This is a genomic window from Micromonospora desertarenae, assembly GCF_056150265.1.
In genome coordinates this window covers 24,682-51,242 of sequence record NZ_JAXCFQ010000002.1, presented here as the reverse complement: position 1 = coordinate 51,242, position 26,561 = coordinate 24,682, and the positions used below count along the sequence as shown (strand labels likewise).

25 protein-coding genes and 1 tRNA gene are annotated in these 26,561 nt (G+C 74.3%); 15 read left to right on the top strand and 11 right to left on the bottom strand.

Features of this window, described 5'->3' with window-relative positions; translation table 11 throughout:
* Positions 1-193 precede the first annotated feature (193 nt).
* On the top strand, positions 194-1,846 hold the full coding sequence (locus SM577_RS03210; protein WP_474580769.1) for a hypothetical protein: 1,653 nt from the start codon (positions 194-196) through the stop codon (positions 1,844-1,846).
* A 243-nt stretch (positions 1,847-2,089) separates the two neighbouring features.
* Here the strand turns inward: SM577_RS03210 and SM577_RS03205 are convergent, their stop codons facing one another.
* The gene (locus tag SM577_RS03205) at positions 2,090-3,142 is read right to left on the bottom strand and encodes a saccharopine dehydrogenase family protein (RefSeq protein WP_474586254.1); all 1,053 of its coding nucleotides are present in this window, start codon (positions 3,140-3,142) and stop codon (positions 2,090-2,092) included.
* A 97-nt stretch (positions 3,143-3,239) separates the two neighbouring features.
* Between SM577_RS03205 and SM577_RS03200 the strand changes: the two genes are divergently transcribed.
* From SM577_RS03200 to SM577_RS03180, 5 genes are all read left to right on the top strand, one after another.
* Positions 3,240-4,196, top strand: coding sequence for a helix-turn-helix domain-containing protein (locus SM577_RS03200; RefSeq protein WP_474586253.1), 957 nt, complete (start codon positions 3,240-3,242; stop codon positions 4,194-4,196).
* Between the two features lie 150 nt (positions 4,197-4,346).
* Complete coding sequence (locus tag SM577_RS03195; RefSeq protein ID WP_302920549.1) at positions 4,347-4,913, top strand: hypothetical protein; 567 nt, start codon at positions 4,347-4,349, stop codon at positions 4,911-4,913.
* Positions 4,914-4,994: 81 nt separating this feature from the next.
* On the top strand, positions 4,995-5,486 hold the full coding sequence (locus SM577_RS03190) for a hypothetical protein (RefSeq protein ID WP_302920548.1): 492 nt from the start codon (positions 4,995-4,997) through the stop codon (positions 5,484-5,486).
* A gap of 144 nt (positions 5,487-5,630) precedes the next feature.
* The gene (locus SM577_RS03185) at positions 5,631-7,772 is read left to right on the top strand and encodes an NACHT domain-containing protein (protein WP_474586252.1); all 2,142 of its coding nucleotides are present in this window, start codon (positions 5,631-5,633) and stop codon (positions 7,770-7,772) included.
* Positions 7,773-7,879: 107 nt separating this feature from the next.
* The gene (locus tag SM577_RS03180; RefSeq protein ID WP_474586251.1) at positions 7,880-10,423 is read left to right on the top strand and encodes a hypothetical protein; all 2,544 of its coding nucleotides are present in this window, start codon (positions 7,880-7,882) and stop codon (positions 10,421-10,423) included.
* Positions 10,424-10,521: 98 nt separating this feature from the next.
* On the opposite strand, the gene SM577_RS03175 is transcribed toward SM577_RS03180, so the two are convergent.
* Positions 10,522-11,319: a DUF3152 domain-containing protein gene (locus SM577_RS03175; protein ID WP_474586250.1), complete on the bottom strand. Its 798-nt coding sequence runs from the start codon at positions 11,317-11,319 to the stop codon at positions 10,522-10,524.
* A gap of 164 nt (positions 11,320-11,483) precedes the next feature.
* Between SM577_RS03175 and SM577_RS03170 the strand changes: the two genes are divergently transcribed.
* Together SM577_RS03170 and SM577_RS03165 are read left to right on the top strand one after the other, a co-directional pair.
* Positions 11,484-11,987, top strand: a complete 504-nt coding sequence (locus SM577_RS03170; protein WP_474586249.1) for a SigE family RNA polymerase sigma factor — start codon at positions 11,484-11,486, stop codon at positions 11,985-11,987.
* Positions 11,984-12,715, top strand: coding sequence for a hypothetical protein (locus SM577_RS03165; RefSeq protein ID WP_302920543.1), 732 nt, complete (start codon positions 11,984-11,986; stop codon positions 12,713-12,715). Before SM577_RS03170 ends, SM577_RS03165 begins: the two co-directional genes overlap by 4 nt.
* A gap of 64 nt (positions 12,716-12,779) precedes the next feature.
* Here the strand turns inward: SM577_RS03165 and SM577_RS03160 are convergent.
* A tRNA-Ser gene (locus SM577_RS03160) sits at positions 12,780-12,866 on the bottom strand.
* A 75-nt stretch (positions 12,867-12,941) separates the two neighbouring features.
* On the opposite strand from SM577_RS03160, the gene deoD reads away from it, so the two are divergent.
* The 3 genes from deoD (at position 12,942) to SM577_RS03145 (ending at position 14,867) form a co-directional block, all read left to right on the top strand.
* Positions 12,942-13,649: a purine-nucleoside phosphorylase gene (gene deoD, locus SM577_RS03155; RefSeq protein WP_474586248.1), complete on the top strand. Its 708-nt coding sequence runs from the start codon at positions 12,942-12,944 to the stop codon at positions 13,647-13,649.
* Positions 13,650-13,767: 118 nt separating this feature from the next.
* Positions 13,768-14,406 (top strand): TetR/AcrR family transcriptional regulator, encoded by a 639-nt coding sequence (locus SM577_RS03150; protein ID WP_302920542.1) that lies wholly within the window; start codon positions 13,768-13,770, stop codon positions 14,404-14,406.
* Complete coding sequence (locus SM577_RS03145) at positions 14,403-14,867, top strand: acyl-CoA thioesterase (RefSeq protein ID WP_302920541.1); 465 nt, start codon at positions 14,403-14,405, stop codon at positions 14,865-14,867. The genes SM577_RS03150 and SM577_RS03145 overlap by 4 nt, the downstream gene beginning before the upstream one ends.
* A gap of 103 nt (positions 14,868-14,970) precedes the next feature.
* On the opposite strand, the gene SM577_RS03140 is transcribed toward SM577_RS03145, so the two are convergent.
* The 4 genes from SM577_RS03140 to SM577_RS03125 are packed head-to-tail and all read right to left on the bottom strand — an operon-like array spanning position 14,971 to position 18,516.
* Positions 14,971-16,215, bottom strand: coding sequence for an ABC transporter permease (locus SM577_RS03140; protein ID WP_302920540.1), 1,245 nt, complete (start codon positions 16,213-16,215; stop codon positions 14,971-14,973).
* On the bottom strand, positions 16,215-16,913 hold the full coding sequence (locus SM577_RS03135) for an ABC transporter ATP-binding protein (RefSeq protein ID WP_474586247.1): 699 nt from the start codon (positions 16,911-16,913) through the stop codon (positions 16,215-16,217). Before SM577_RS03135 ends, SM577_RS03140 begins: the two co-directional genes overlap by 1 nt.
* Positions 16,910-17,992 carry an efflux RND transporter periplasmic adaptor subunit gene (locus SM577_RS03130; RefSeq protein ID WP_474586246.1) on the bottom strand — a complete coding sequence of 361 codons (1,083 nt, stop codon included), beginning with the start codon at positions 17,990-17,992 and terminating at the stop codon, positions 16,910-16,912. Before SM577_RS03130 ends, SM577_RS03135 begins: the two co-directional genes overlap by 4 nt.
* A complete protein-coding gene (locus SM577_RS03125; RefSeq protein ID WP_474586245.1) occupies positions 17,989-18,516 on the bottom strand; it encodes a hypothetical protein in 528 nt (175 codons plus the stop codon). The genes SM577_RS03130 and SM577_RS03125 overlap by 4 nt, the downstream gene beginning before the upstream one ends.
* Positions 18,517-18,674: 158 nt before the next feature.
* Here SM577_RS03125 and SM577_RS03120 point away from each other — a divergent pair, with 158 nt between their 5' ends.
* Positions 18,675-19,331, top strand: coding sequence for a response regulator transcription factor (locus SM577_RS03120; protein WP_302920535.1), 657 nt, complete (start codon positions 18,675-18,677; stop codon positions 19,329-19,331).
* Entirely contained in the window at positions 19,328-20,491 is a 1,164-nt protein-coding gene (locus SM577_RS03115; protein ID WP_474586244.1) for a sensor histidine kinase, read from the top strand. Before SM577_RS03120 ends, SM577_RS03115 begins: the two co-directional genes overlap by 4 nt.
* A 75-nt stretch (positions 20,492-20,566) precedes the next feature.
* Here SM577_RS03115 and SM577_RS03110 read toward each other — a convergent pair whose 3' ends face one another.
* The 4 genes from SM577_RS03110 to SM577_RS03095 form a co-directional block, all read right to left on the bottom strand.
* Entirely contained in the window at positions 20,567-21,055 is a 489-nt protein-coding gene (locus SM577_RS03110; RefSeq protein WP_368050930.1) for a nucleoside deaminase, read from the bottom strand.
* 160 nt (positions 21,056-21,215) lie between these two features.
* Positions 21,216-21,740, bottom strand: coding sequence for a tRNA adenosine deaminase-associated protein (locus tag SM577_RS03105; protein ID WP_302920533.1), 525 nt, complete (start codon positions 21,738-21,740; stop codon positions 21,216-21,218).
* Positions 21,741-21,869: 129 nt separating this feature from the next.
* Positions 21,870-22,037, bottom strand: a complete 168-nt coding sequence (locus SM577_RS03100; RefSeq protein ID WP_302920532.1) for a hypothetical protein — start codon at positions 22,035-22,037, stop codon at positions 21,870-21,872.
* Positions 22,038-22,126: 89 nt separating this feature from the next.
* Positions 22,127-22,465 (bottom strand): hypothetical protein, encoded by a 339-nt coding sequence (locus SM577_RS03095; protein WP_302921006.1) that lies wholly within the window; start codon positions 22,463-22,465, stop codon positions 22,127-22,129.
* A 109-nt stretch (positions 22,466-22,574) separates the two neighbouring features.
* Here SM577_RS03095 and SM577_RS03090 point away from each other — a divergent pair, with 109 nt between their 5' ends.
* Positions 22,575-23,312 (top strand): M23 family metallopeptidase, encoded by a 738-nt coding sequence (locus tag SM577_RS03090; protein WP_474586243.1) that lies wholly within the window; start codon positions 22,575-22,577, stop codon positions 23,310-23,312.
* 346 nt (positions 23,313-23,658) lie between these two features.
* Positions 23,659-26,508: a glycosyl hydrolase gene (locus tag SM577_RS03085; RefSeq protein ID WP_474586242.1), complete on the top strand. Its 2,850-nt coding sequence runs from the start codon at positions 23,659-23,661 to the stop codon at positions 26,506-26,508.
* Positions 26,509-26,561 lie beyond the last annotated feature (53 nt).

Sequence of the window (26,561 nt, the reverse complement as noted above, 5' to 3'; positions counted from 1 at the left end):
GCCGGTCCCGCGCGGGGCCGGCCCTTCGTCGTCTCTCGGGTACGCTCCGGCCCCACCGTCCCGTTGGCGCTCGGCTGTGCCCGGTCGTCGCCCGTCCTGCCCGTTCGCCCGGTTCCCGCGATCGACCCGCGCCTCTACGGTGTCGGGGCATCCATCACGAGCGGGGGTTCTGGTGCGACGAAGCATCGCGAGCGTGTCCGTGCTGGCCGTTCTGGCCGGTCTGCCATTCGGTGTCCCGGCGCGCGCCGCGGAGGACATCCGGACCATCACCCGGGACGGCTTCGACCTCCTACACCACCGGGTGGCGAAGCCGACCACCCCGATGCGGGGGTTCGGCGGCACCCGATCCGACTTCGACGGCGACGGCGTCGACGACGTGGCGGCAATGAGTGACCCGCTCAACTACAACCTGGCCGACAGCCCGACAGGTATTGTCTCCGTGCGCTACTCGTCCGCACCGCAGGTCGACTACCTGATCGGCATCGTGCCGTTGACCGAAGGTGGCTGCGTCTGCTTCGGCCAGGCCCTGGTGGCGGGGGACTTCGACGGCGACCGCTACGACGACCTGGCGATCGGCGTCCCGGAGGAGGTGGACCGCGGGAACAGGGCCCACGCCGGCGGGGTCTGGGTCATCCCGGGCAGCAGGGCCGGCCTGGTGGTGGACTCGGCGATCCACATCAACCAGAGTTCGCCGGGGATTCCCGACACCGCGGAGAACTACGACTGGTTCGGTGCCGCGCTGGCGGCCGGTGACATCAACGGCGACGCCCGCGACGACCTCGCGATCGGCGCGTACGGGGAGTCGGTCGGGAGCAAGGCGTACGCCGGCGCGGTCACCATCCTCTTCGGCGGATCGACCGGCCTCACGGCCACCGGCGCCCAGCACCTCCAGCAGGACCTGGCCGCGGTGCCCGGCGCGGCCGAGAGCAACGACTACTTCGGCTACTCGCTGGCGATCGGGAAGGTGGACGGCAACCGGTACCAGGACCTGGTCATCGGCGCCCCCCTGGAGAACAACGGCGCGTCCTGGGACGGCACCGGCATGGTCACCCTGATGTGGGGCGGGCCGGCAGGGGTGTCGTCCACCGGCGCCACCTCGGTCACCGGTGCGGCCGCCGGCCCCGCGACCGGCGACAGCGACATCATCCCCTGGCTCCTGGGCGAGGTGCTCGCGATCGGCGACGTGAACGGCGACGGGCTGGGCGAGGTCGTCGCCGGGGCACCGGGCGCCCAGACCCCGCACCTCAACGGCGGGCTCGTCGCGGTCTTCACCGGCCGCACCGGGGGCCTGTCGGCCGGCGCGGTGCGGATCATCACCCAGCGCACGGCCGGAGTGCCGGGCGACCCCGAGAACGACGACCGCTTCGGTGGGTCGCTCGCGATCGGCGACGTGACCCGCGACGGCAAGGCGGACGTGCTGATCGGCGCCCCCGGCGAGAGCATCGGCTCGCAGGCGGAGGCGGGCATGGTCACCCTGCTCAAGGGCTCCGCCACCGGGCTGACCGGGACCGGGGCGCAGGGGTTCGACCAGAACCACGCCGTCGTGCCGGACACCGCCGAGCGCGGCGACCGGTTCGGCTCCTCCGTCGCCCTGCTGAACCTCGACGGCACCGGCGGGCTCGACGCCCTCGTCGGGTCCGTCGGCGAGGAGGTGAGCGGCGACTTCCCGGGATACGAGGCCGGGTCCCTCGTCCCGTTCCACGGCGTCCCGCTCCCCGGCTCGCCCGGCGCGCTCACTCCGGAGAACACCTCGTGGAGCGGCCAGACCATGCGCACCGAGTTCACCTGGCACATGCGGTACGGGCTCCGGATCGCCGGGCCGCAGAGCGGCGGCCCACTGTTCTGACTGTGAGGCTGGCCGGGTCGCGTCCGGGCCCCGGCCGGCGCGCCGCACCAGCCGCCGCGGGCCCCGCCGACCGGACCGAGGGTCAGGCGCCGGAACGTCGCCGAAGGGCCGGTCCCCCTCGCGTGGGGACCGGCCCTTCGGCGCGGTACGGGCTGCTTCGCCGCAGCCGGAGCGGCAGTCCAAGTGCGCCTGCCGGATCCCGCCGGCTGGAGACGGCGAGCTGCGGGACCGGTTGCCGGGCGATCAGACGGGCTGTGGCGCCCGGGACTCCTGGACCTGTTCGACGGAGATGTGCGCGGAGAGGGCGCGGAGGAAGTCGGGCGCGTCGAAGATCTCGCCGGCGGAGGCGACGCCGCTCGTCCGCGTCCGGCCGCCGAGGATGCGCTGGACCGCCTCGACCGCCAGCGGCGCGCTGATCGCGTAGATGTCCTGCCCGCTGGCGACCACCCGGCGACGCGTGTCGCCGGAGCGCACCACGACGTCGACGGTGAACGTCTGCGCCGAGCGGCCGAGGTCGTCGACAGCGGTCGGTGCGGACGCGTCCGGGGCGGCCAGGTCCGCGGCCGCGCCGGTGGTCATGTACGTGGTCACCTCGGGGATGGCCAGGTGGCTGGGGACGGTGACGACGTCGGCCATGGTGAACTCGCCGAGGACGCTCCGGCGGCCCAGCGGAGCGGGGAACTCCCACTCCAGGGTCGGCAGGTCGCTCTCGGCGACGTAGTACTCCAGCCGCCCACCGGTGTAGCGGACCCGTCGGCCGTCGCGCCGGTCGCGCGAGACCGTGCCGGAGGCGACGGTCCCGGCCGTCGGGTGCCAGCTGCTCAGGCCGTACGCGACGTGCGCCTCGTCGGCCGCCGTCCAGTCACCCATCGCCGTGGTGACCAGCAGGTCGCCGAGCCCGCCGTAGAACGCCATCGCCGGGATCACCGCGACGCCAGCGGCCCGGGCCCGGTCGGCGAAGTGCGTGAAGGTGTCGACGTTGGCCTCGATCTCGGCCGCCACGTCCACGTACGGGATCCGGGCGCGCAGCGCGGCCTCGATCACGGGGCCCGCGGTGGAGGCGAACGGGCCGGCGCAGTTGACGACCGCTGCCGCGCCGGTCAACGCCCGGTCGAGCGAGGCCGGATCGTCGACCGAGGCCACCCGGTAGTCGAGCCCGGACGCCACCGCCTGGAGCTTGTCCGCGTCGCGGCCGAGGAGGAGCGGGACGAACCCGCGGTCGCGCAACTCCGACACCACGAAGCGCCCGGTGTGCCCGTACGCCCCGAACACCGCCACGGTCTGACCCGTACCCATGAGCTGTTTCCTCTCCGAAGATCGAATGAGGAGAGCCTCTCAGCGGCGGCCGACCCCGACCAGTGTCTGGAACGCCATGCCCCGTACAGTTTCGGACATGACCACTGTCGCGCTCGCCGCCACCGACGGGATGCTGCACTTCGAGCTCGCCATGGCGTGCGAGGTCTTCGTCCGCGACCCCTCGGGCCTGGCCGACCCGTGGTACGAGCTGGTGGTGTGCGGTCCGGGCCCGGTCCGGATCGGCAGGTTCCGGATGGAACCCGACGACGGGTTGGACCGGCTCGCCCGCGCCGACACCGTGATCGTCCCGTCGATCGCGGACATCGACGCGGACCTACCACCCGGCCTGGTCGACGCCGTCCGCGCGGCCCACCGGGCGGGCGCCCGGATGGTCTCGCTGTGCACGGGCGCGTTCGTGCTGGCCGCCGCCGGGGTGCTGGACGGGCTGCGGGCGACCACGCACTGGGCCCACACCGAGGCACTGGCCGCCCGCTATCCCCGGGTGCGGGTCGACCCGGACGTGCTCTACGTGGACAACGGCAACGTGCTCGCCTCGGCCGGCAAGGCCGCCGCGATCGACCTGTGCCTGCACCTGATCCGCCGCGACCACGGCTCGACGGTCGCCAACGCCGTCGCCCGCCGCCTGGTCGTGCCACCGCACCGCGCCGGCGGTCAGGCCCAGTTCGTCACCACCCCGGTGCCCGCCCGCGACGACCATCCCCTGGCCAACCTCCTCCCCTGGGCGATGGAACGGTTGAACCTGCCGCTGACGGTGGAGGACCTGGCCCGCCAGGCGAACATGAGTTCGCGCAACCTGGCCCGGCACTTCCGGTCGGCAACCGGCACCACCCCGCTGCAGTGGCTGGCGACGCAGCGGATCCGCCGGGCCCAGGAGCTGCTGGAGAACACCGAGGACAGCATCGACGCCATCGCCGAGGCGGCTGGCATGGGCACCGCCACGACCCTGCGCCGGCACTTCAACCGCACGGTTGGCGTACCGCCGGACGCCTACCGCCGCACCTTCCGCAACACCGGGCCCGCGGCAGGGTCGTGATCGCCATCCGGCCGCCGGTTACGCGTCGGCGGACCGCCGGGTCGATGATGTCCCGAGGCACCGACACGTCGCCGGCCCGCGCTGCGCGCCCGGGTGCGGATCCGTCGTACACATGTTCCATCCACAGCCTGTGGATGCCGGAGGATGCGGATGAGTTACCAGCTCAGCGCCGTGGTGGCGGACGCGGCGTTGCTCGGTGAGCAGACCGCCGAGCTGGACCACGCGGTCCTCGGCGAGTTGCGCCAGGACTTCGCGCTGCTGCCGGTCACGCCGCAACTGGTGGAGGAACTGACCGGCGCGCTGCCGGACTTCTCGGTCGCCGAACGCGACGCCGAGCACCCCTTCCAGCTGGTGCTCTCGCCGGCGCTGCGGGAGGTGCTGGCGCGCTGGTCGCGGCAGGGGCCGGTGGCCTACCTGGAGGCGGAGTTCGCCGGGGGCGCCGGTTACCAGTCGGCGGCGGTCTGGCTCGGTGGCACGCTGAGCTGGGGTCCGCGGGTCGACACCGTCTTCGACGGGCCCCGCGCGCAGTGGCCGCTCAACGCGGCGCTGGCCCGGCTGGGCGCGGAGCCCGGCGCGTGGATCGACCCGTTCGCCGAACTGGGGCTGCACGTGGAGCGGAGCACCGAGGGTTGGCTGGCGCACGGGCGCCGCCGGCTGAGCGCCGACTACTGGGACGAGCTGGCCGAGGAGTGGGAGGAGCGGCAATCTTCCGGATAGCAGCAACCTGAACGCCCCGGGCCCGTTGGAGACCCGGGGGATTCCATGAAATTGCGACAATTCGCCTTTATCGCGGCGCTGATGACGGCTGCCTCCGTGGCGGGCAGCGGGGTGCATCCACATGCGCCGGTCACCGGGCGGCCGGCGGGCACGCTGCAGGTCGTCGGCTTGGACGGGTTGCCCGACATCGAGTTCGGCGACACCGAGAGCGAGCTGACCCGGCGGGGCATCCTGCGTACCGATGTGGTGGCCTGCGGCCCGACGCTGGCCGGGCACGAGACGGTCAGCCCGGTGTTCGTCGAGGACCGGCTGGTGCTGCTCTGGCTCGGCGACCCGGTACGCACCCCCGACGGCATCACCGTCGGCACCCCGGTCGAGCGGGTCCGGGCCCACTACCCGGCGGCCACCCGGCTGCGCGCTCCACAGGGGACGTACCGGTTCGACGGGCTGCTCGCCCGCCGCGGCGACCGCGCGTACCTCTTCCTGCACGACGGCCGGACGGTCCGCAAGATAATCACCGGCTACGCCGACTGGGCCCAACGCCTCTTCACCGAAGGCCACGCCCCCTGCTGACCCACCCACCCACCCACCCGCCCCCCTGGGCCACGCGGGTTGATCATGAGGTTGACGGCGGTCGAAGAGATCGACATCGCCGCCAACCTCATGATCACCATTGTGTGGCCGGCCGGCGGACGGTAGAGACGACGCATGCGTGGGGTGAGCAGGGTTGTCCTGTCGGTGATCTGCCTGGCGTTGGTGGGGGTCGTCACCAATGTCGCTACCGGGGCGTTGCCGGAGGGGTGGTCGCCGTACCTGTGGCTGGCCTGGCCCCTGCTCATCCTCCTGGTGCTGGTCCTGGTCGCGGTGGAGGTCCTCGGGGCGCGCGAGCCGCGCGGGGCGGCGCCGGCCGGGGCCGCGCGGGCCCGCCGGGTGCTGCTGGAACGGGTACGGCGCTACTGGGTGACCAGCGTGCTGGACCGGTCGCTGCACGAGGAGATCCGGATCGAGCTGGGCGTCACCGCGACCGCCGACGACCGCCGGCACCCGTGGACGGTACGGGCCAGCCACCGGAACGGGTTCGACGGCGTCCTCGACGCGCGGACGTCCATGGCGGCGCTCTTCGACCGGCTCGACCGGGCGGTGGTGATCCTCGGCGCGCCGGGCGCCGGCAAGACGACGACGCTGCTGGAACTCGCCCGGGACCTGCTGGACCGGGCCGAGGCCGACCCGGAGGCGCCGATCCCGGTGGTGCTCAACCTCGCCTCCTGGGCCACCCACCGCCGGCCGCTCGCCCGCTGGCTGGTCGAACAGCTCACCGAGCGGTACGGCATCCCACCCGAGCAGGGGTCGGCCTGGGTCGACGCCGGTGAGATCCTGCCCCTGCTCGACGGCCTGGACGAGGTGACCGGGGAGCACCGGGACGCGTGCGCCCGGGCCATCGCCGACTTCCACGCCGGCCAGCCGCTCACCCCGCTGGCCGTCTGCTGCCGCAGTGCCGAGTACGACCGGCTCGGCACCCCGCTGCCGGTCTACGGCACGGTCACCATCCAGCCGCTGGACCGGGCGCAGATCGAGCGGTACGTCGAGGCGACCGAGCTGGCCGGCCTGCGGGCCGCGCTCGCCGCCGACCCGGAGCTGTGGGACCTGGCGGACTCGCCGCTGCTGCTCAGCATCATGGCCCTCGCGTACGCCGACGGCGCGGCGTCCCTACCGGACGCGCCCGGCTCCGGACGACAACGGCTCTTCGCCCGGTACGTCGAGACGATGCTGCACCGGCGGCCGCACCCGCACTACCCGCCCGCGCGGATCACCGCCTGGCTGACCACCCTCGCCCGCGAACTGCGGGACCGCGGGCAGACCGTCTTCGTGCTCGACCTGATCGACGAGACCTGGTCGCCGCGGCGCGGCCGGGTCGCCGTCGCGTCGCTGCTCGCCCGGTTCGCCAACCTCGTCGTGGTGGGCGCGGTGCTGGGCGTCATCGCGTGGTGGCTGTCCGACCCACCGGGCCGGTTCGCCGCCGGCGGCATGGTGGTCCTGGCGGCAATCCTGTACGCCACGCACTACCTGGACCTGCGACTGCTGGTCTACGCGCTGCGCCGGGAGCGCGAGGACCTGGGCGGTTTCAGCTGGTTGGTGGGTTCGATGCTGAGCACCGTTTACGCGGTGCGCTTCGAACGATCCACCGTGGCCACCATCGCAGGGCTCTCCACCGCCGTCGGGGTCCTCTCCGCCGTGGCGGGCGATCCGGATGCCCCCTGGACCGCGGGCATCGGCTACGGCAGCGGCTTCTTCCTCGCCGCCTTCGTCACCTTCGTCGCCATGGACAGCGCCGAGATGCTGCTCTTCGAGCGCCGGCCCTCGCTCGCCGCGGACCGGCACGAGGTGCCCAGCCCACTGCTGCGCCACCGGCTCCGCTTCGTCCTCCGTCGACTGCTGCCACTCGGGGCGACCACCGGCGCTCTCGTCGCGGCCGCCGTCACCATGCCGGGCGGCGGCGTCGCCGACGCGTTCCGGTTCGGGGCGCTGCTCGGCGTCGGCGTGATGCTGGTGGTGCTGTCGCTGGTGGCACTGACCCCGATCGCGGAGCAGTGGCTGGTCCGCCGGCGACTGCACCGGCGACAGGTGGTGCCGTACCCGGTGCTGCCCTTCCTCGGCCACGCGGTGCAGTGCCTTTTCCTGCGCCAGGTCGGCGACGGCTACATCTTCGTGCACCGGGAACTGCTGGAGCACTTCGCGACCGGGCCGGAGCCGGTCCCCCACCAGGCGGCGACCGAGCCGGCGGGCCGGCCTGATGCCGCGGCGACCGAGCCGGTGGGCCCGGCGACCGAGCCGGTCGCGGAGGGCAGGACGACCGGCTGAAACGCCTGCGCCACCCGGATGACCGACGGATTGCCGAAGATCATCCTCCGTGGAATCATCTCCACGCCCGCGCAGCCGTCGCGTGGCATTCCATGGGGGAGTTTGGCTTGAGAGCAACCCTGCCCGCCTGCCCGGACGACCGAACCGGCAGGAGAATCCCACGGCTCGCGCTGGTCGCCACGGCCGTGCTGACCGTCCCGGCGTTCCTGGTCGGGCCGTCCGCCGCGAGTCCCGGCGGGACGACACCGGCCGCGACCACCGCCACGTCGTCCATCGGAACCGCGTCCACCGGAGCCGGGTCACCGGCCGCCAGCAGCGCCGTCGCTCCGGCACCGACCGCGTCGAGCCCGGCCGGCGCCCCGACGCCCACGCCGGCCCCGGCGGTCGAGCCGACGGCGGAGCCGACCCGTACCCGGACGGCCAAGGTGAGCCAGCGACCGTGGAACAGCCGCGCCGCCACCTGCGGTGGCGAGCTGGCCTTCGGCGAGGTCGAGACCTGCCCGTCGATCGTCGACCAGCAGGAACACCGCTGGCGGGTCACCACCACCGCCGACCAGGACGTGCTGCTCACCCAGCTCGGCCGCAGCACCGCCGGCCCGGACCACGTGAACGCGCGGGTCACCGACGCCGCCGGCCGCGACGTCTGCCGGTTCGGGATCGATGCGGGCAGCTGCCAGCTCGGCGCCGCCGGCACGTACACGATCGCGCTGACCCTGTCGTATCCCACCGGGCGCGGCGACTACACCATCGCCGTCGAGTCGACCCGCACCCCGTCGACCTGCGAGCGCCTCCCGGCGGAGCTGTTCCACTTCGGATCGCCGGGGGTCACCCGGACGCTCCCCGCCGGCGCCGCGGCGCAGTGCCACGAGTTCGACCAGCCGCTGAACGCGCTGGTGCGGATGGCCGTACCCGGCGGGCCCACCGACATCCGCGGCCGGATCCTGGACGGCCAGCACCAGCCCATCTGCGAGTTCCCGTACGGCGGCGGTGACTGCCGGCTCGGCCGGCCCGGGCCGTACCGGCTGCTGACCTGGGAGACCTACGGCACGGAGAGCAGCTACCCGATCAGGATGCGGCGGTTGTCGGACCCGGCCGGCTGTGCGGCCCTGCCGCTGGCGCCGTTCGGCGACCCCGGCGCCGCGGTCGGCAGTGGCTCGATGCAGCCGGACGACATCACCTGCCACACCCTGACCACCGGCACGCCCCGGCCGGTCCTGGTACGCGCCGCGAGCCTCGACGGGACGTTCGGGTGGACGATGCTCGACAACACCGGACAGGAAATCTGCTCCACGTCCGACGAGCGATACTGCACCCTGCCCGCCGCCGGCGCGTACACCCTGGTGGTCGGTAACCCGCTGGGCGGCGAGTTGAACTACGAGGTGGCGGTCACCCCGCTCGACCGGCTCGACGGATGCGCACCGGCCAGCGACAACCTCGCCTGGGACCAGCCGGTCCAGCAGGTGCGGCAGACCTCGCCGGTGCAGACCAACTGCCAGCCGTTCCAGGGCAGAGCCGGGGACCGCATCCTGGCGTCCGTCGCCGGCACGTACTGGCTGGTCGACCAGAGCGGCGCCCGGACGTGCACCAGCTCGTCGAACGAGGTGGGCTGCGTGGTCCCGGCCGACGGCACCTACCGGGTCCTGTCGCACCGGAGCGTATGGAACTCCGGCAACGCCGGCGAGACGTACCCGATGACTCTGCGCCGGATCTCCGACCCGGTCGGCTGCCCGACGGTCCGCCCCGGGGCGTACAACGCGCCGCCCTCCGGAGCCCCGAGCACCATCCCGTGCCGGATCCTGGACATCCCGTCCACCGGTGAGTACCGGGTGAAGGCGCTGCACGGGGAGAACCTGCGGTCGTACGCCCGGGTTCTCGACACCGCCGGCCGCACCCTCTGCGCCGAGATCCGGTGTGAGCTGCCCACAGGCCGGTACACGCTGCTCGCCACCGACGCGCTGGTGGCCGTCGACGTCGAGATCGAGGTCTCGCTGCTGCCGCTCCGACCGGAGGGATGCACGCCGGCCGGCGACACCGGCTGGCGGGACGCGCCGCACCGCGGCCGGATCCAGACCTCCGGTCAGGTCAACTGCCTCCAGTTGCCCACCCCCGCTGGGGCACACCTCGGCGTGCTGCTGCCGGTCGACGCGACCTGGCCGGCCACCCCGGACATCCGGGTGGTGGACGCCAACGGCGAGCCGGAGTGCGACTTCTCCCCGCTGAACCGGTACAACTGCGAACTGACCGGCCCGGCGCCGTACTCCGTGCTGCTCACCGGCCGGGACTGGGTCACCAGCCTGGACTACGTGCTGGGCTTCACCCGCACCGACGGGCCGGCCTGCCCGGTGCTGCCAACGGACGCGACCGGCAGCGTCGTGGCCACCGGGCCGGACCGGTTCGCGGTCTGCTACTCGATCCCGGCCGACCAGCACGCCGCCCGGGAGGCCCTCACCTGGGCCCGCACGTCCGGCAGCGGACGCGCCCGGCTGACGGTCTTCAACAGCGCCGGCTGGTGGGAGTGCGGTGCCGACGCCGCGGCCCAGGGCAGTGTCACGTGCGACCTGCCGGCCGGCCCGCTCACCGTGCTGCTGGAGACTGACGCGAGGGACGCGGCGTACCAGGTGGGCCGGCGGGACGCGGCCGCGGGCGGCTGACCCTCGGGCCGGTGCGGCCCGCCCACCGCGTACACCGGAAGCGCCCGGTCGGTCCGCACGGACCGGCCGGGCGTTCTCGCGTCTCACCACGGGCCCGGTCAGCCCGTCCGGCCGCGCTCGCGCGGCGGGATCGGGTCGTCGTACGCCCCGGACGGGCCCGTGTAGCGCTTCCCGTCGAGGTACGGCCAGGCGTTCGCGGTGCAGCCGTGCAGGCCCAGCGTCTGCTGCTGCATCACCGGCGCCGGCCGGCCGCGACCGGGGCACCGCTCGTGCCCCATGCCGAGCCGGTGCCCGACCTCGTGGTTGACCATGTACTGCCGGTAGGTAACGAGGCTCGCGCCGTAGCGCGGCACCCCCTTCACCCAGCGGGCCACGTTGAGCACCACCCGGCCGCCGTTGCGGCAGGAGGTGTAGCCGTCCGGCACGTCCCCGCACAGCTCGTCCCGGGTGCCGGGAGTGACCAGGTAGATGGTGAAGTCGGCGGGCTGGCCCCAGCCGACCCGGCGCAGCCGCAGGGTCCCGCCCGCGGTCCACCCGCGCGGGTCGTTCAGCGTGCGGGTCACCTCCCCGGCGAACTCCGCCACCGGGATGCCACGGATGTCCCGCTCCACCGCCACCCGGTAGCGCCACAGCCGGCCGGTCCCGCCCGGCGCCGGGGTTTCGCCGGCGGCGCCGTACCACCGGTTGCCGCCGTCGGCCGGGTAGCTGACGGCGGCGGCCGTCGGCCGGACGGTCACCGGTGGCGGCGCGGCGGTCCCGGTCTCGACGGCCGGGGCGGGTGGAGCGGCCGGGGCGGGCGGCTGCCCGGCCGCCGGCAGCCCGCAACCGGCCAGCAGCGCGCCCAGCAGCAGCGCCGCGCCGGCCGCCCGGGCCCGCCCCGTAGTCTTCGTCGTCATGCGTCTCCCCTCGCCACGCAGCGCCGGTCGCCGGTGGTGCGTAGCGGGGAGGACGGGTGACCGGGCCGGAAAGTTGATCTCGTGCGGACTCAACCTTCCGCCAGCCCCACTCGTCCTGTCCGTCGTGGGATGCGCGAACGGCGGGCGACGCGGGCGGGGCCGGCATGGCGCGGGGTGACGCGGAGTTCGTCGAGTTCGCCCGGTCGGCGTCCGGGCGGCTGGTGCACGCCGCCTTCCTGATCACCGGCGACCACCACCAGGCCGAGGACGCGGCGCAGACCGCCCTGGTGCGCACGTACGCCTCGTGGTCGCGGGTGCGGGACCGGGACGCCTACGGGTACGCGCGGACCGTGATGGTCAACCACCTGGTCGACAGCTGGCGCCGGCCGATCCGCGAGTACCCCAGCGCGGACCTGCCGGAGCAGCGTCGGGGCGACGTCGCCGAGGAGGTCGCCACCCGGCGTTGGCTGCTCGCCATCCTCGGCACGCTCAGCCCGCGCGAGCGCGCCATCGTCGTGCTGCGCTACTACTTCGACCTGCCGGAGGCCCAGGTGGCCCACGAACTCGACGTCTCGCTCGGGACGGTGAAGAGCACGAGTTCCCGGGCCCTGGAGAAGCTGCGCAAGGTTGGCACCGGAACCCCGGCGACCCACGGGGCGGGCCGATGAACGAGGTGGACCAGCTCCGGCAGGCGATGCGGGCGACCGAACGGACCGGGCACGACCCACTCGACCTGACCACGATCATGCGCGAGGGTCGCCGCCTGCGGCACCGCCGGCGGCTCGCCGGCACCGGCGCGGCGGCGGTGCTGCTCGCGGTGGTCGCGGGCGTCACGGTCACCGTGCGGCAGGCCGCCCCGCCGGAACCCGAGCGGTCGGCCGCGCCGGCCGTCACCGCGCCGGCCGGCCGCCCCTCGACGGAGCCCGCGCCGACCCCGGTGGAGCCGCGACCGGTCCCGCTCGGTGACGTGGTGGACAGCGGGATCCGGTACGGCACCGACGCGCGGGTCTTCTACTTCGTCGCCGTCGACCTGCCCCACGAACCCCGGGTGACGATCGGCCTGGTCGCCGGCCGGCGCGCCGCCGACGGCACGCTGACCTCGGACTTCCTGGCCAACGACGTCGAGGGCAGCGACCGGCGGCCGGGATTCCACCAGATCGGCTATGACTCCTACGGAGCCGGCGCGGACGGCCCCCCGATGCCCACCTTCGGGTACTTCGTCGGGCCGGCGAGCCGGATCGTCGGCACGGTGAAGGGCCGGCAGGTCGACGCCCGGCTGGCGAGGTGGAGCGAGGACCCGCGGGTGGTGATCTTCTGGTTCGACCCGCAGCGGCTGGCCCCCGGCGTACCCCTGGACGGCATCATCGCCCGCGACGCGCAGGGCCGGAAGCTCTGAGGGCCGACAAGCGGAACGCCCGGCCGTCCTCGCGGATCTGCCGGGCGTTCTCGCTGTTCACGAGCGGTGGCGGCGGGATTTGAACCCGCGGAGGGCGTGAACCCTCACACGCTTTCGAGGCGTGCTCCTTAGGCCACTCGGACACACCACCGCCGAGTAGGGTACAGGACCCCGGGTTCGGACGCCGAACCGGTATGCCGGCCGGCGGCCTGGCAGGATCTTCGCCATGAGTACGCACATCGGCGCGAAGCCGGGAGAGATCGCCGAGCGGGTCCTGATGCCGGGCGACCCGCTGCGGGCCAAGTGGATCGCGGAGACCTACCTCGAGGACGCCACGTGCTACTCGACGGTCCGGGGCATGCTGGGCTTCACCGGCCGCTGGAGCGGCGTGGAGGTGTCCGTCCAGGGCTCCGGCATGGGCATGCCGTCGGCCTCGATCTACGCCCACGAGCTGGTCAACGAGTACGGCGTGAAGACGCTGATCCGGGTCGGCTCGTGCGGCGCGCTGAGCGAGGACCTCCGGCTGCGCGACGTGATCGCGGCGATCGGCTCGTCCACCGACTCGAACATGAACCGGATGCGCTTCGACGGGCTGATCGACTACGCCCCGGTGGCCGACTTCGGGCTGTTGCGTACCTCGGTCGAGGTGGCCGAGCGGCGCGGCATCACCATGCGGGTCGGGCCGATCCTGGCCGCGGACGCCTTCTACACCGACCGGCCGGACCTCTACGACACCCTGGCCGACTACGGCGTGCTCGCGGTGGAGATGGAGTCCGCGGCGCTCTACACGATCGCGGCCCGGTTCAAGGCCCGCGCGCTGACCGTGCTCACGGTCAGCGACCACATCAAGACCGGCGAGAAGACCACCTCCGCCGAGCGCGAGCAGACCTTCAGCGAGATGGTGGAGATCGCCCTCGACACGATCATCGCCTGACGTTTCCGCACCTCCGCCGCCCCGCCGTCGATCGACGGCGGGGCGGCGTCGTTTCCGTGACCACCGTCACCCCAGAAAACTATACGACCGGTCGTGCTTCTTTCGTACGCTGACCGGCATGACAGTCGACGGACGGGTCGCCCGGGGCGACCGGACCCGCACCGCGGCGCTGGACGCGGCAGTGGTGCTGGCCACCGAGGCCGGACTGCACGGGCTCAGCCTGGCCCAGCTCGCCGACACCCTCGGGGTGAGCAAGTCGGGCCTCTTCGCGCACTGGCGGTCGAAGGAGGCGCTCCAGCTCGCCGCCATCGACCGGGCGGTGGAGCAGTGGCGGGAGCGGATCGTGGCCCCCGCGCTGCACGCCCCGCGGGGCGTACGCCGCCTGCTGGCGCTGCACGAGGCCCGGATCGACTTCTACGCCGCCCGGGTGCTCCCCGGCGGCTGCTTCTTCGCCAACACCCAGTTCGAGTACAACGCCCGCCCCGGCCCGGTCCGGGAGCGGCTCGCCGACGCGTTCGCCCGCTGGACCGCGTTCCTCGAAGAGCTCGTCCAGCAGGCGGTCGACGCCGGCGAACTGGCCGCCGACACCGACGTCGCGCAACTGGCGTACGAGATCGACGCGCTCGGGATGAGCGCCGCGATGCACTCCCGGCTGCTCGACCCCGACGCCGCCTACCGGCACGCCCGCCACGGCCTGCTGATCCGCCTGCGGGCCCTGTGCCCCGATCCCACCCTGCTACCGGAAGGCCCGTCATGAGTCACGCCATCGCCGACCAGCCCACCGTCGAGTTCGGTCACGTCGAGCACGTCCCGGTGCACTTCGACGACCTCGACGCCATGGGCATCCTGCACAACGCCCGGTACGCCGTGCTGCTGGAACGGGCGCTCACCCCGTACTGGGCCGAGCGGGGGGTGGCCTACCGGGGTAGCCGGGACACCCCGCCCGACGTCTTCCACGCGGTCCGCGAGTTCACCATCACCTACCGCGCCCCGATCGTCGGCACCGGGCCGGTGGCCGTGCACTTCTGGCTGGAGCACTTCGGCACCACCAGCGCCGAGTACGCGTACCAGTTCCGCTCGGTCGACGGCCACACCCTGCACGCCGAGGGCCGCCGGGCGATCGTCCGGCTCGATCCGGCCACCATGCGCCCGGCCCCGTGGACCGAGGCCGCCCGGGCGGTGGGCGCCACTCTGCTCCGCCCCGCCACCCCGGCCTGACCCACCCGAGGAGGGCCCCAGCCCGTCCGGGTGCATCTGTTGTCGCTGGAGCGACAACAGATGCACCCGAAGAGCGGGCACCGCCCGGCAGCCGGGAGGACGGTCAGGCCAGGGCCTCGGTGGGGGCGAGCCGCGCGGCCCGAACGGCCGGGTAGAGCCCGGCGCAGCCGCCGATCACCAGGGTCGCCGCCACGCCGCCGACCATCGCCCAGGCCGGCACCACCGTCGGCCACCCCTGGGAGAGCGCGTACCCGGCGGTGACCAGGATGCCGAGCAGCACCCCGCCCGCCCCGCCGAGCGCGGAGAGCAGCAGCGACTCGGCCAGGAACTGGGTGCGGACCTGCCCCCGGGTGGCGCCCAGCGAGCGGCGCAGCCCGATCTCGGCCCGCCGTTCCAGCACCGAGATGACCATGGTGTTCGCCACCCCGACGCCGCCGACCAGCAGCGCCACCGCGCCGAGACCGAGCAGCAGCCCGGTGAACGCCTCGTCGGTGGCCGCCGCGGCGGCCAGCGCGTCGGACGGCCGGGACACCTCCACCTCGTTCGGCGCCTCCGGGTTCGCGGTCGCGCCGAGCACCGACCGGACCGCCTCCACCGACGCCTCCCGGGACCGGGTGTAGACGGTGGTCGGGTGCCCGTCGAAGCCCAGGTACGCCTCGGCGGCCGGCCAGCCGACCAGCGCCGAGCCGTCCAGCTCGGGGGCGAGCGGGGCCGGCGCCAGGATGCCGACCACTGTGAACCAGCGCCCGCCCAGGTGCACCTGCACGTCCGGGCCGGCCGCCCCGAGGCCCAGCCGGCGGGCCGCGGCGTCGCCGAGCACCACGGCCGGGTACCGCTCGGTCGCCTGGTTCAGCCAGGTGCCGCTGCGTACCGTCGCGCCGACGGTGTCGAGCAGCCCGAGCTGGGCGGCCCGGGTGGCGATCCCGCCCGTCTCGCCGGCCGGGATGCGGTCCGAGCGGTAGACCGGGGCGTCCGGCACCTGGCCGGTGGCGGCCACCCCGGTCACCGGCCCGATCCGGCCGATCATGGCGACCGACTCCACCGGCAGCCGGGCCTGGTCGCCGAAGAGCGTGCTGCCCGGGGCCACGGTGAGCAGGTTGGTGCCGAGCCGGTCCAGCGTGCGGGCCAGGTCGGCGCGGGACGACGACGAGATGCCGACCACCGCCACCATCGCCGCGATGCCGATCGCGATGCCCAGTGCGGAGAGGAACGCGCGCAGCGGCCGGGTACGCAGCCCGACCCCGCCGACCCGCAGCACGTCGGCCGGCCGCAGCCGGGCCGGCGCCAGTCGCGGCCGGTCCTCCACCACGGTCAGCCCACGCCGGTCGCGCCGGGTGTCCACCGCCATCAGCGCACCCCCTCGGGCAGCGGCGCCGCCGAGTCGGCCACCACCTGGCCGTCCCGCATCCGCACCTGCCGGGGCAGCCCGTCGGCGATCTCCCGGTCATGGGTGATCACCACGACCGTGGTGCCCGCCGCGTGCAGGTCGCGCAGCAGCGTCAGCACCCCGGCGCCGGCCACCGAGTCGAGGTTGCCGGTCGGCTCGTCGGCGAGCAGCACCGCCGGTTCCCCGACCACCGCGCGGGCCACCGCGACCCGCTGCCGCTCGCCGCCGGAGAGCTGGTGCGGGCGGTGGGTCAGCCGGTGGCCGAGCCCGACCCGGTCGAGCGCCGCCTCGGCGCGCCGCCGCCGCTCCGACCGGGATACACCGGCGTAGAGCAGCCCGTCCGCCACGTTGTCCAGCACGGGTGTGCCGGCGGCGAGGTGGAACTGCTGGAAGACGAAGCCGATCCGGCGGGCCCGCAGGGCGGCCAGCTGGCGGTCCGGCAGGGCCGCCACGTCGTACCCGTCGATCCGGACCCGGCCGGCGGAGGGGCGGTCCAGCGTGCCGATCAGGTGCAGCATGGTGGACTTGCCCGACCCGGACGGCCCGACGATCGCCAGCAGCTCGCCGTGGCGGATCCGCAGCGACACCTCGCGCAGCGCGGTGACCCCGCCCGGATAGGTCCGGCTCACCCCGTCCAGCACCACGGCGTCGGCGGTCATGCGGGCATCCCCACGGTCATCCCCTCGGCCACGTCCGGGCCGCTGATCTCGACCCGGCCGGCGGCGAAGAGCCCGGTGGTGACCGCGACGATCCGGCTCCGGCCGGCGTCGACGACCTCGATGCCGTAGCCGCCCTCGGCGAGCGCCAGCAGCGCCGCCACCGGCACGGTGAGCACGTCGGGGCGTTCGGCGGCGGTGAAGGTGACCTCCACCGAGGCCTGGTCGTACCCGGCCAGCTTCGCCGGGTCGGTCACCGACACGGTGACCTCGATCTTCGTCTCCGCCTCCGCGGACTGTCCGGGCGCGCCGCCGCTGCCGGCGTCGATCACCGTCTGCACCGTCTCGACCTTCCCGGCGACCGGCGCGCCGTCGGGCAGGCTCACCTCGACCGCGCCGCCCTTCTTGGCCAGCCGCTGGTCGTCCACGTCCAGCTCGACGGTGACCAGCCGACTGGTGCCGGTGTACGTGAGCACCGCCTGGCCCGGCTGCGCCGCGTCCCCGGTCGCCGCCTGGTGGCTCTCCACCCGCACCGCGCCGGGGGCGTAGACGATCCGGCCCGGCTCGACCCGCCCGGTCTCGGCCAGCCCCAGGTCGTCCTGCCACTGACGGACCGCGTCGGCGGTGCTGCCGGTGTACTCGTCGTCGACCGTGAAGCCGTCGTAGCCGAGCGCCCGCAGGTTCCGCTCGAACTGCTTGACGTCGGCCCCCTCCACCCCGGGTTGGAGCACCCGGTACGCGGGCAGCGACCCGTGCAGCAGCACCACGGGATCGTTGTCCACGGCGTAGAGCCGCCCGCCCCGCTTCACCGTCGTACCGGTGTCCGGCAGGGCGGTGATCGTCCCGGCCAGTCGGGCGGTGGCGGTGCGGGTGGTGCCGTAGCCCAGCTCACCGTCGACGGTCTCGGCGTCGGTCAGCGTCTGCCGGGTGACGGTGGCGGTGGCCGGCGGGGCGGTGTCGGCGGCGGCGGTGCTCCGGTCGGTCCCGCCGAAGCCGACCGCCGCGGCGACCCCGGCACCCGCCGCGACCACGACGGCGGCGGCCAGCGCGACCGTCCGGACCCGGAGCCGGCGAACGCTCACCGCGCGGCTCCCGCGATCTTCGGCGCGTACTCCCGGCACTTCTCCATCGCGGCCTTCACCTTCGGGTCCTTGACGTTCACCACGTCGAGCCGGAGCTGGATGCCGCCCTCCGCGGACGGGTCCGGGAACTCGGGCACGCCGTTCTCCCGCATGCAGGCGGCGAACTTCCGCAGCCGCTCCACCTGCTCGGGGTCGAGCTTGCGCTTCTCGCCGCCGTTGGGCAGGTGCTGGCGGCACTTCTCCATGGCCGCCTGCACCTTGGCCGGGTCGGTCTTCCCGTCGAACCGGAACAGCCGGCCGCCGCCGGGCTCCGGGTCCGGCACCTCGATCCCGTTCTCCCGCATGCACTCGGTGAACTTCAGCTGCCGTTCCTCGTCGCTCAGCTGGGCGGCGGCGGAGGCGGGCACGGGTGACGCCCCGCCGCCACCGCCCGCCGTGGCCACCGCCGGCTCCTCGCCCGACCCGCCGCAACCGGCGACGGCCAGGGCGAGCAGCAGCGGCACCGCGAGTAGTCCTCGTCGCATGACACGCTTCCTCTCCGGGCCCGACGGCGACCGCCGGGCATCCCCCGATCCGCCCGGCGGTCGCCGGGCGTCCCGGTCAGTCGACGCCAAGGGGCGTATCCCGGGCGTAACCGTCGGCGTTAACGCCGGCGTTATCCGGGGCGGGGCACCATTGGCGGGTGAGGGTGCTGGTGGTGGAGGACGAGAGCCTGCTCGCGGAGAGCATCGCCGAGTGGCTGCGCCGGGAGGCGTTCGCGGTGGACGTCGCGTACGACGGCGACGCGGCGCTGGAACGCCTCGGCGTCAACGACTACGACGTGGTCGTCCTCGACCGGGACCTGCCGGTGGTGCACGGCGACGAGGTGTGCCGGGCGATCGTGGACAGCGGCGGCGAGACCCGGGTGCTGATGCTCACCGCGGCGGCGGCCGTACGGGAGCGGGTGGCCGGCCTGGCGCTCGGCGCCGACGACTACCTGACCAAGCCGTTCGCCCTGGTCGAACTCTCCGCCCGGGTGCACGCGCTGAGCCGGCGGGCCCGCCGCGCCGCGCCGCCCACGCTGGCCCGGGCCGGCATCGTGCTCGACCCGGGCCGCCGGGAGGTGCACCGGGACGGCCGGTACGTGCCGCTGTCCCGCAAGGAGTTCGCCGTGCTGGTCGAGCTGCTGCGGGCCGAGGGCGCGGTGGTCTCCGCCGAGGAACTGCTGGAACGGGCCTGGGACGAGCACATCGACCCGTTCACCAACGTGGTCCGGGTCACCGTCATGAAGCTGCGCCGCAAGCTGGGCGAACCGCCGGTGGTCGAGACAGTGCCCGGTGTGGGATACCGGATACCGTGAAGCGCCTCTCCCTCCGCGCCCGGCTGACCCTGATCTACGGCGGCCTCTTCCTGGTGGCCGGGCTGGTCCTGCTCGCGGTCACCTACGTGCTGGTGGAGCAGCGCACGGCCCAGCCGTTCGGAGTGGCGCTGCGCGACGTCAAGCCGGTGGTCCAGGCGACGGAGACCAAGCTCAACGGCGTGCAGGCCGAACAGCTGCGGCTGCTGGTCAACAAGGCCCAGGACGACGCCCGCGACCAGACGCTCTACTCGCTGCTCACCCAGGGCGGGATCGCCCTGGTGCTGGTCTCCGTGGTGGCCATCGCGTTCGGCTGGCTGGTGGCCGGGCGGGCACTGCAACCGCTGCACCAGATCACCGGGACGGCCCGGCGGATCGCCGGCGCCGACGTGGCCGGGCGGGGGCTGCACGAACGCCTCTCGCTCTCCGGGCCCCGGGACGAGGTGCGGGAGCTGGCGGACACCTTCGACGAGATGGTGGAACGGCTGGACCGCTCGTTCGACGGGCAGCGCCGGTTCGTCGCGAACGCCTCCCACGAGCTGCGCACCCCGCTGGCGCTGAACCGCTCGCTGATCGAGCTGGCCGTCACCCGGCCGGGCGCGTCCGAGGACGTCCGCCGGCTGGGCGAGTCGCTGCTCGCGGTGAACGAGCGGCACGAGCGGCTGATCGACGGGCTGCTCACCCTGGCCGACTCGGAGAACGAACTGACCGCCCGCTCCCGGGTGGACCTGGCCGACGTGGTCGACCACGTGGTCGACCTGACCGTCAAGGAGGGCGACGGGCCGGTGGTGGCCCGGGAGCTGGCGCCGGCGCCGGTGCTCGGCGACCCGGTGCTGCTGGAACGGCTCACCACCAACCTGGTGGAAAACGCGGTGCGGCACAACGTGCCGGCCGGCGGCTGGATCGGGGTCGGCACCGGCGTACGGGACGGCCGGGCGACGCTGACCGTCAGCAACACCGGTCCGCTGGTGCCGGGCTACGACGTGGAGACCATCTTCGAGCCGTTCCGCCGGCTCTCCGGGGAGCGGGTGGGCAGCGGGCGCGGGTTCGGGCTGGGGCTGTCGATCGTCCGGGCGGTGGCCCGGGCGCACGGCGGCACGGTGACCGCCCGGCCCCGCGACGGCGGCGGCCTGGACGTCACGGTCGAGCTGCCGGCCACCTGACGCTCGCCGGCCGCCCGATCCTCGCCGGCCGCCCGATCCTCGCCGGCCGCCTGACGCTCGCCGGCCGGCCGGCGCTCAGCGGAAGAAGGCGCGCAGCAGCGCGGCGCTCTCGGTCTCCAGGACCCCGCCGTAGACCTCCGGCCGGTGGTTGAGCCGGCGGTCGCGCAGCACGTCCCAGAGCGAACCGGCCGCGCCGGTCTTCGGCTCCCAGGCCCCGAAGACGACGGTGCCGACCCGGGCCAGCACCAGCGCGCCCGCGCACATGGTGCAGGGTTCCAGGGTGACCACCAGGGTGCAGCCGTCGAGCCGCCAGCGGCCCAACCGCTGTGCGGCCCGGCGCAGCGCCAGCACCTCGGCGTGCCCGGTCGGGTCGCCGGTCAGCTCCCGCTCGTTGCGGCCGATCGCCAGCTCGGTGCCGTCCGGCCCGTAGAGCACCGCGCCGACCGGGATGTCGTCGGCGTCGCCGTCGCCGGTCGAGTCGGGGCCGGTGACCGCCACCTCCAGGGCCCGGCGCATCCACACCTCGTGCCGCTGCCGCCGGCCGGCCCCGTCCGGATCGGCCAGCCCCTCGTCCGCGCCCGGCCCGACCCGCCCGGTACGACCGGGCGTCGGCTGCCCCGGCCGTACGGTCTCCAGGGCCGGGTCGGTGGCGTCGGACGGCTCGCCGCCGTGCGGCAGGATCGGCTCCCCGCCGCCCGCCGGCACCGGCCACGGCCCGGACGGATCAGACCTCACGCAGTTCCTCGACCTCGTCGGCGCAGCCCAGCACCTGGCACACCTCGGCGGTGACGTCGGCCGGCATCATGCCCTCGTGCGCGCAGAGCGCGAGCAGCTTCTGCGCGGAGATGCCCAGGTCGGCGAGGAGGTCGGCGTCGCCCACCGGGTCGGCCTCCGGGTCGACGGCGGGCTGTTCGGTCTCGTCGTCGCCGCCGGCGGGGCGCGCCTCCTCGGGCTCGTCCAGCCCGGTGACCGACGCCTTCAGGTCCCCCACCAGCAGCGCGCCCAGCCGCGACTCCTCGGCGTAGGCCGAGTCGGAGCCGAAGACCCGCAGGTCCTCCCCCTCGTCCAGGCGCAGGATCACCAGGTAGGTGTCGTCCGCCTCGACGAAGAGCAGCGACAGGTCCGCGTCGGGGTCCACGTCGCGCAGCCGGTCGGCGACCTCCTCGACGTCGGTGACCCCGCGCAGGCTCACCTCTTCGGCCGTCCAGCCACTCTCGTCTCGCACCACGGCCGCAGCGAAGTACGACAACGGTCCCCCCAAGTTGCCTCGGCACAGCACGCCGACTCGTTACGCGTGCACGTTAGCCGGTCGGGTCGGCGGGCGACCGGTCAACGCCCCGACGGGCCGGCCAATCCTCGGAAACTCGGCGTCGGCAGGTCAGCCGGCGACGCGACGGCGGGTGGCGATCAGCTGGCGGAGCTGTTCGGTGCGGGCCCGCTGCGGCCGCTCGCGCTGGCGTACCGCCCGGGCGCCCGCCAACTCGGCGAGCAGCTGGAGGCGACGGCGGCTTCGCTCAGGATCGAGCCGCGGAGTGGTCCAGGCCATAACGCCGAGCGTGCTCCAGTGACGGCGGCCACGTCAAGCCGGGATTCGCTGCGCAGCCGGTCCACGACGCAGCGCAGCCGGCCGGGCGGTCACCACAGCGGCCAGTCACCGGTGGTCGCCCAGCGCACCGCCACGATCGCGGCGGCGATGCTCCACCCGCCGGCGGTGACGATCGCGATGCCGGTGGCCACCCCCCGGTCGCCGAACCGCAGCAGGGCCAGCGCGGTCAGCCAGGCCAGCCCGCCGGCCACCAGGGTCCACCAGGCGTAGCTGCCGACGCTCGTGCCGAGCAGCCCGAACAGCAGCAGCCAGGCGGCCGCCACGGCGCCGCCGGCGGCGACGCCCGCGCCGGTGACCGGGTGCGGTTCGCGGTAGGTGGGCCGGGACGGCGGCCCGGCCGGGAAGAGCCCCGACGGGGTACGCGCCAGCGCGCGGTGCCCGGCGTCCGGGCCGGGCGGGTAGGCGGGTGGAGTCGTCACGACGTACCTCCCCGGCGACGGTTCGTCCTCACCGTACCCACTCTGCCAGGATGACCGGATGTCCTCGTCGACGATCGGGCGCCGCCGGGCGTACGCGGTCCTGCTGCTGCTCGCGCCGGCGCTGGCCGCCGGCTGCGCGACCAGCCGTCCGGTGCCCGGTGGCAGCCCGCCCACCCCCGGTGCCAGCTGGGCCACCGCCGGGCAGCCGGCGGCGCCGTCGGCCAGCGCGGCGCCGACCACTGCCGGGCCGTCGACCGCGCCGACCCGCGCCGGGCTGCGGCACGTCTTCCCGGTACGGGCGAAGAACGTCGCCTACCACCCCACCCACTCCGGTTACCCGGGGACGGACATCTTCGCCGACTGCGGCGAGCCGGTCGTGGCGGTCACCGACGGCACGATCCTGGAGGTCAGCCGGGTTGACCGGTTCGACAGGCGGGGGCCGCTCGGGCCGTCCAACGGCGGGCTGTCGGTGTCGCTGCTCGGCGACGACGGGGTGCGCTACTACGGCTCGCACCTGAGCGTGGTGGCCGGCGGCATCGACCCGGGGGTGCGGGTCCGCGCCGGCCAGCGCCTCGGCGAGGTGGGCCGCACCGGCAACGCGAACAACGTCTGCCACCTGCACTTCGGCATCTCGCCGCCGTGCACCGGCCGGGACGGCTGGTGGATCCGCCGGGGCGTGGTCTGGCCGGCCCGCTACCTCGACTCGTGGCGGCGCGGCGGCAACCGGGAACCGGCCGCCGAGGTGGCCGCCTGGCACCGCAAGCACGGCTGCCCGAAGGCGCCCGCCGGCCGCTGACCCCGGGCCGCCGACCGCCCTCGCTGGCCGCGACCGCCTCGCCGCCGCAACCGCCCTCACCAACTGGCCGGCGCCCCTTGCCGGCTGCCGGGCACCCCTTGCCGGCTGCCGGGCGCCCTCGCTGGTCGGCGACCGGCGATCGGGCACCCGCCGGATTGGCGGCATCCGTGCGCCATCGCTCGGAAACATTGACGCAAGTCTTGCCGTTCGGTTAACGTCCCGCGTCAAGAGAGCGCTCTCCCAATTACCTTTCTTCACAATTCCGACTCAGCGCCGCGGCCCGGGCCACCGGCGCGGCGCGATGGGAGGCACCGTGACACCTCCTGCGCCACACCGTCCCTGGGCCTTGGCGGCCACCACCGCCCTGGCCCTCGTCGTCGGCGGCCTGACCGTCGTCGCCACCGGCTCCGCCGAGGCCGCCACCGTCGGCGCCGGCAGCTACACCACCACCCCGGTCGGCCCGCTCCCCGCCGGCTGCGGCCAGCTCGCCACCAACCCCCGGCAGTTCGTCACCGCCGACGCGCCCGCCGGGGCCGTCCCCACCAACGACTGGTGGTCGTCGCTGCTGTTCAAGCGCACCGACTGCGCGTTCAGCGAGCCGCTGCACGCCCACCCGCTGTCGTACGACACGTTCACCGACGGGCTCGGCTTCTCGGCCAACTCCACCCCCGCCACCAGCGGCACCGCCACCGGCGTGGGCGAGTTCCACTACCCCTACGTGCAGGACATCCGGGTCGGGGTGGCCGGGCTCGCCGCGCCGGTGGTCCGGGTCGCCAACTGGTCCGACTGGACGGTCACCCCGTACTGGAGCGACGGCGCCCGGAGCCTGCGGGCCACCATCGGGCACGGTCTGCCGTTCGCCTACTTCCAGGCCAGCGGCGGCGACGCGGTGATCAGCACGACCGGCACCCCGACGGTCTGGTCCAACAGCGGTGCGACCATCGGGTTCACCGTCAACGAGCACGACTATGTCGGCTACGCCCCGACCGGCGCGAGCTGGACGGTCAGCGGCGGCCGGATCTCGTCCACCCTGGCCGGGCGCGGCTACTTCTCGGTGGCCCTGCTGCCCACCACCCCGCAGACCGCCGCGGCGGAGCGCTCCGCGCTCGCCGCCACCTTCGGCGGGTACGCGCACGCCCACGTCACCGGCACCCGCCTGTCGTACGCCTACACCCCGGCGACCAGCACGGTCACCACCACGTACGCGTTCACCACCGCGCCCCGGGAGGGCACCGCCACCCGGACGGTGGTGAGCCTCTACCCGCACCAGTGGAAGTCGCTGACCGGCTCCACCCCGATCGCCCAGAGCTACCCGTCGGCCCGGGGCCGGATGAAGGTGCTGACCGGCGTCGGCGAGTTCCGCACCGCGATGACCTTCCACGGGGTGCTGCCGGAACTGCCGGCCGTCGGCGACGGCAGCGGCGCCGACCTGGAGACGCTGCGCGGCCACCTGGCCGCCGTCCGGGGCAACCCGATGGACCAGCGCGGTGGCGACACCTACTGGACCGGCAAGGGGCTGGGCCGGGCCGCCCGGATCGCCGAGGTCGCCGACCTGGTCGGCGACACCGCCACCCGGGACGCCGCGCTCAACGCCATCCGGAGCACGCTCACCGACTGGTTCACCGCGCCCGCCGGCAAGACCGCGCGGGTCTTCTACTACGACCGGAACTGGGGCACGCTGATCGGCTACCCCGCCTCGTACGGCTCCGACCAGGAGCTCAACGACCACCACTTCCACTACGGCTACTTCGTCGCGGCGGCCGCCACGCTGGCCAAGTTCGACCCCCGGTGGGCCGCCGACGACCAGTACGGCGGCATGGTCGACCTGCTCATCCGGGACGCCGACAACTACGACCGGGCCGACACCCGCTTCCCCTACCTGCGGGACTTCGACATCTACGCCGGCCACGACTGGGCCTCCGGGCACGGCTCGTTCGGCGCGGGCAACAACCAGGAGTCGTCGTCGGAGGGGATGAACTTCGCCAACGCGCTGATCCAGTGGGGTCAGGTCACCGGTGACACCGCGGTGCGGGACGCCGGCGTCTTCCTCTGGACCACCCAGGCCGCGGCGATCCAGGAGTACTGGTTCGACGTCAGCGACCAGAACTTCCCGGCCGCCTTCGGGCACTCGACGGTGGGCATGGTCTGGGGCGACGGCGGCGCGTACGCCACCTGGTTCAGCGCCGAGCCGGAGATGATCCAGGGCATCAACCTGCTGCCGGTCACCGGCGGGCACCTCTACCTCGGCCACCACCCGGCCTACGTCCGGGCCAACTACGCCGAGCTGGTGCGCAACAACAACGGGCCGCCGACGGTGTGGCAGGACATCCTCTGGCAGTTCCAGGCGCTCGGCGACGGCGACGCCGCGCTGGCCAACCTGCGGGCCAACCCGGGTTACCCCCCGGAGGAGGGGGAGAGCCGGGCGCACACCTTCCACTGGATCCGCAACCTGGCCGCGCTCGGCACGGTGGACACCTCCGTCCGGGCGAACCACCCGCTGGCCGCCGTCTTCACCCGCAACGGGGCGCGGACGTACGTGGCGGCCAACCCGAGCGCGTCGCCGCTGACCGTGACGTTCTCCACCGGCACCACGCTGGTCGTGCCGGCCGGCCGGACGGCCACCACCGGCGCGCACACCTGGAGCGGCGGCAGCGCCAACGGTGGCGTACCGCCGACCAGCCCGCCGCCGACCACGCCGCCGCCGACGACTCCTCCGCCCGGCACGCCGGACTCACCCGTCCGGTACCTGCTCCCCGGCGGCGGCCTGGCGGCGGCCGGCGCCGCGGCGACCGCCACGGTGGCCAGCGCCAACGGCGCCAACCACGACGGCACGCCGAGCAACCCGCAGGTGTTCACCGCCACCGGCCTCGACCTGACCTACGCCGGCGGGCAGACCGCCTTCGACCTGTTCCTCGACGCGGGCACGGCGGTCGGCAACGGGGTGCAGCTGCGGATCTCCTACGACCTGACCGGCGACGGTGGCTGGGAACGGGTGGAGACGTACCGCTACTTCGCCACCGACCCGGTCCCCGGCTACGAGCGCTACACCCAGCAGGTTGGCCTGCACTCCGCCACCGGCACGCTCGGCAACCTGGTCGACGGCCGGGTACGGGTCGAGGTCTGGTCGGCGATCGGCACCCACCCGAGCACGCTGGGCATCGGCGACCGGTCGGTCGTCCGGCTGCCGTACTCCTGATCCCACCCGCCGCGCCGCCGGTCGTCCCGCGACCGGCGGCGCGCGGGTAGGTT